We start from the raw sequence: 4,529 nt of genomic DNA, 5'->3' as shown, positions 1-4,529 counted from the left end.
GATCCGCGGTCAGCGACCGCGAGAAACCGAGCGGGTCGGCGATCAGGTCGTCCAGGCTGCGGCCTTCGAGGTGGTACGCGAGCGCGCGGATCGCCGCGCACACCACCTCGTTGCCGCGCCCGTTGGTGAAGGTGAACCCGGCGCCGGTGTGCGGGCCGGAGGTGTGCAGCTCGACGTACGCCGCCGAGTAGTCGCCACGGTTGATGGCGTCGGATCCGTCGCCGGCCGCCGCGGTGGGGAACCGGACGTCGTGCACGGAGATGCGTTCGATACGGGTCACTTCTCGCCGTCCAACCGGAAGATGTGCTTGGGCAGGTGGTACGCCAGGTCCTGGATGGTCTCGGCGGCCTCGTCGTAGGGCAGCCTGCCCTGCGTGACCAGGCCGGCCAGATAGGCCGCGTCGACCCGGCGGGCGATGTCGTGCCGCACCGGGATCGAGCAGAACGCGCGGGTGTCGTCGACGAAGCCGGCGGTGTTGTAGAACCCGGCCGAGTCGGTCACCGCCTCGCGGAAGCGGCGCAGGCCGTCCGGGGTGTCCAGGAACCACCAGGGCGCGCCCAGGTAGAGCGCGGCGTAGCCACCGGCCAGGGGAGCCAGCTCGCGGGAGAAGGTGTCCTCGTCCAGGGTGTAGAGCACCACGCGCAGCCGCGGGTCGTTGCCGTACGCGTCCAGCAGCGGCCTCAGCCCGTGCACGTAGTCGGTGGCCTGCGGGATGTCGCCGCCGGTGTCCCGCCCGTGCATGTCGTGCAGCCACCGGTTGTGGTTGCGCACCGCGCCGGGATGCAGCTGCATGACCAGCCCGTCGTCGATCGACATCCGGGCGAACTCCATCAGCATGTGTGCCCGGAACAGCTCCCGGTCGGCGGCCGACGCCGTCCCGGCGAGCCCGCGTTCGTAGATGGCGGCCGCGTCGGCCGCGGGCAGGTCGATGGTCAGGGCGGTGGGGTGGCCGTGGTCCGAGCTGGTCGCGCCGGCCGCGATGAAGTCGGCCCGGCGCCGCCGCAGCGCGTCCAGGTACCCGCCGAACCGGGTGGTGTCCGTCCCGGCCACCTCGCCCAGACGCGCGACGGCGTGGGCCCAGCCGTCGAACTCCATGTCCACCACGTTGTCCGGCCGGAAGGTGGTGATCACCCGGCCCTTCCAGCCGTCCGCCTCGAGCTTGGCGTGCTGCGTCAGGTCGTCGAGCGGGCTCTCGGTGGTGGCCAGCACCTCGATGCCGAATTTCTCGAACAGTGCCCGGGGCCGGAACGAGGGCTCGGCCAGCCGGGCGGCGATGGCGTCGTAGATGTCGTCGGCGGTCTCCGGGCGCAGCGGGGTCCGCACGTCGAAGACGGTGTCGAAGGTGCGTTCCAGCCAGAGCCGCGACGGGGTGCCACGGAACAGGTACCAGTTCTCCGCGAGCAGCCGCCAGATGGTCCGCCCGTCGGTCTCGACGGGCTCGCCGGTGCGGGCCGGCACGCCCAGCCGCCCGGGCGGGATGCCCTGGCTCAGCAACATCCGGGTGACGTAGTGGTCGGGCACCACGAGCAGCTGCGCCGGGTCGCCGAAGGGCGCGTCGTCGGCGAGGATCCGGGGATCGATGTGGCCGTGCGGGCAGATCAGCGGTAGCTCGGCGGTCAGCGCGTGCAGGTCACGGGCGATGTCACGCTCCCGGTCACCGCTCGCGAAGGTCAGGTCGGGCAAGATCACTCCTCAGGCAGGTCGAGCAGGTCCGCGGTCCGGACCGGTGCGCCGGTGTCCAGCGATCGATTCGCGGCCAGGCCGGTGAGCAGGGCGAGGGCGCCGTCGCGGGCGGTGGCCGACCGGTCCAGCGGGTCGGTGGCGGCGCCGAGCAGCACGGCCAGCATGCGCTCGTCGGCGCCGCCGTGCCCCGCACGGGAGTGCTCCGGCAGCGGCACGTCGCGGGGCGGCGCCCAGAACGGGCGGACGGTCAGCGTGGCCCAGCCCTTCTCGGTGGTGGCGGCGACCCCGTGCACGGCGGCGCCCTTGAGCCCGGCGGCGTCGGCGGGGCTGACGTGGTCGCTCTCCACCACCTCGAGCTCCAGCCGGCCCTTGCTGCCGTTGACCATCAGCCGGTAGCCCTCCCACGGCGCGTACGCGGTGAGGTGGTAGGTCATCGTGGCGCCGGTGTCGTAGCGCACCAGCACGGCCATGTCGTCCTGGATGGACACCCCCGGTGCGAACACGTTCTGGTCGCGCAGGTAGCCGTCGGCGGCCTCGGCGTCGAGGTAGAGGGCGCGCAGCCGGTCGTTGTCCGCCAGCCGGAGCGCGAACGGGTCGTCGTCGGCCGCCGGGCTGCCGTGCGCCCGCTCGTAGTCGCGGGCGTAGCCGTGCCGGGCGCCGCCCCGGTCGCCGTAGAAGAACAGCCGGCCGGACGCGTACACCTCCACCGGGCGCGCGCCCAGCCACCAGTTGACCAGGTCGAAGTGGTGGCCGGACTTGTGCACCAGCAGGCCGCCGGAGTTGGCCCGGTCGCGGTGCCAGCGCCGGAAGTAGTCGGCGCCGTGGCGCACGTCGAGCAGCCACTCGAAGTGCACCGACCCGACCTCGCCGATCGCCCCCTCGGCCAGCAGTGTGCGGACCCGCTCGTGCACCGGGTTGAACCGGTAGTTGAAGGTCACCGAGACATGCCGGCCGGTGCGCCGCTGTGCGTCGAGGACCGCGCGGGCGCCGGCGGCGTCGGTGGTCATCGGTTTCTCGCAGAGCACGTCGCAGCCCGCCTCGAGCCCGGTCACGATGTGCCCCGCGTGCGTCCGGTCCACGCTGGTCACGACCAGCGTGTCGACGTTCTCTTTCCCCAGCATCTCGGCCACCTGTCCGGCCGGGTACTCGGCCACCGCCGGATGGCCGGTCTCGGCCAGCCACCTCTGGTGCGCCGCGATCCGGAGCGGATTGGGGTCGCACAGCGCGACGAGCCGGGCCCGGTCGGCGTGCGTGGTGGTGAGGGCGCGGACGAACATCTCCGCCCGCGCCCCGGTGCCGACGACCGCGTAGCGCCGCATCCGGGGACCTCCGTTCGGATTGCAAACCTTTGCAGCGGAAGTAAGGCACATCGACGTGGATGAGTCAACGATGACTGCCGTCTTGCCCGGTTAAATGTGGCTATCTGGTGGTTGATCGAAATGATTTCGAAACAAGATGGCAGTCGATAGACGTTGACACCACTGCAACCCCTTGCATTAATGAACCTCCATCGACCCGGCTCGTCAGTCGTCAATGGACGATGTGGAGAGGGGAGTGCAGCCATGCCGGCCACGATCCGCGACGTCGCGAGTGCGTCCGGCGTGCACATCTCCACGGTGTCGCGCACCTTCTCCGCGCCGCATCTGGTGAACGCCGAGACCCGCAGCCGGGTGCAGGCGTGCGCCGACCAGCTCGGCTATCGGCCGAACCGGGCCGCGCGGGCGCTGATCACCGGGCGCACGTACAACATCGGGCTGATCGTCGCGGACATCGCGAACCCGTTCTTCCCGCCGCTGATCAAGGCGGCGGAGAGCCAGGCCCGCCGCCACGACCATCACATCTTCGTCGCGGACACCAATGAGGACGCGGTGGTCGAGGAGGAGTTGGTGCGCGCCCTCGCCAAACAGGTCGACGGCGTGCTGCTGTGCAGCCCGCGGATGAGCAACAGCCTGATCGAGCAGCTCAGCCGCGAGGTGCCGCTGGTGGTGGTGAACCGGCGGATCGGGGGGTTGCCCGCGGTCGTGATGGATGTCGCCCAGGGCGCCCGCGACGCCCTGGACCACCTGACCGGCCTCGGGCACCGCTCGATCGCTCTGGTCACCGGACCGCGCGGGTCGTGGACCAGCCGGGAGATCCGGCGCTCGGTGCAGTCGGCCGCCCGGGCCGGGGGCCTCCCGCTGACCGTGATCGGGCCGAACCAGCCGACCGAGGACGGCGGCCTCGCGGTCGCCGAGCAGATCCAGCGGGCCGGCGTCACCGCCGTACTCGCCTACAACGACCTGATGGCCATCGGACTGATGGAAGGGCTGCACGCCCTCGGCTTGCGGGTGCCCGAGGACGTGAGCGTGACCGGGATCGACGACATCACGCTCAGCCGATTGACCCGCCCCAAGCTGACCACGGTGGCGACCCCCACCGCCGCCGCCGGTCGGGCGGCCGTCGACATGCTGCTGGCGCACGGCGACGACCGCCGCACCACCGCTCAAGCCACGTTGCAGACCGAACTCATCATCCGCGACTCGACCGGGCCGGTCCCGCACAGCCGTGCCGTCGCGTCGTGAACAAAACTCCCTTGAACTGAAAAGAGAACGCGATGCACCTGAAAAGACTGCTCGCCGCCGCCTTGACCCTCCCGCTCGCGCTCGGCGTCGCCGCCTGCGGGGGCGGGGAGGACGGCGGATCCAGCAGCAACGACAAGGTCGAGCTGTCCTTCTTCTGGTGGGGTGGCGACAAGCGCGCCGAGCTCACCGAGCAGGCGCTCAACCTCTACAGCTCGAAGCACCCGAACGTGACGTTCAAGAAGACCTGGCAGGCCAACCAGGGCTACTTCGACAAGCTCGCCACGC

3 protein-coding genes and 2 pseudogenes are annotated in these 4,529 nt (G+C 71.1%); 2 read left to right on the top strand and 3 right to left on the bottom strand.

From position 1 onward, the window contains the following. The 3 genes and pseudogenes from AB0M20_RS28895 to AB0M20_RS28885 form a co-directional block, all read right to left on the bottom strand. Nucleotides 1–280, bottom strand: a pseudogene (locus tag AB0M20_RS28895) (fuconate dehydratase); the annotation flags it as partial. Beyond that, entirely contained in the window at nt 277–1,683 is a 1,407-nt protein-coding gene (gene uxaC / locus AB0M20_RS28890; RefSeq protein ID WP_364303467.1) for a glucuronate isomerase, read from the bottom strand. The pseudogene AB0M20_RS28895 and the gene uxaC, both read right to left, overlap by 4 nt. A gap of 2 nt (nt 1,684–1,685) precedes the next feature. Continuing rightward, nucleotides 1,686–3,002, bottom strand: a complete 1,317-nt coding sequence (locus tag AB0M20_RS28885) for a Gfo/Idh/MocA family oxidoreductase (RefSeq protein WP_364303466.1) — start codon at nt 3,000–3,002, stop codon at nt 1,686–1,688. A gap of 243 nt (nt 3,003–3,245) precedes the next feature. Here AB0M20_RS28885 and AB0M20_RS28880 point away from each other — a divergent pair, with 243 nt between their 5' ends. Continuing rightward, nucleotides 3,246–4,244, top strand: coding sequence for a LacI family DNA-binding transcriptional regulator (locus AB0M20_RS28880; RefSeq protein ID WP_364303465.1), 999 nt, complete (start codon nt 3,246–3,248; stop codon nt 4,242–4,244). A gap of 32 nt (nt 4,245–4,276) precedes the next feature. Further along, nucleotides 4,277–4,529, top strand: a pseudogene (locus AB0M20_RS28875) (ABC transporter substrate-binding protein); the annotation flags it as partial.

It is taken from the genome of Actinoplanes sp. NPDC051633 (assembly GCF_040681735.1).
GTDB lineage: Bacteria > Actinomycetota > Actinomycetes > Mycobacteriales > Micromonosporaceae > Actinoplanes.
This window is presented reverse-complemented; position numbering and strand designations above follow the sequence as displayed.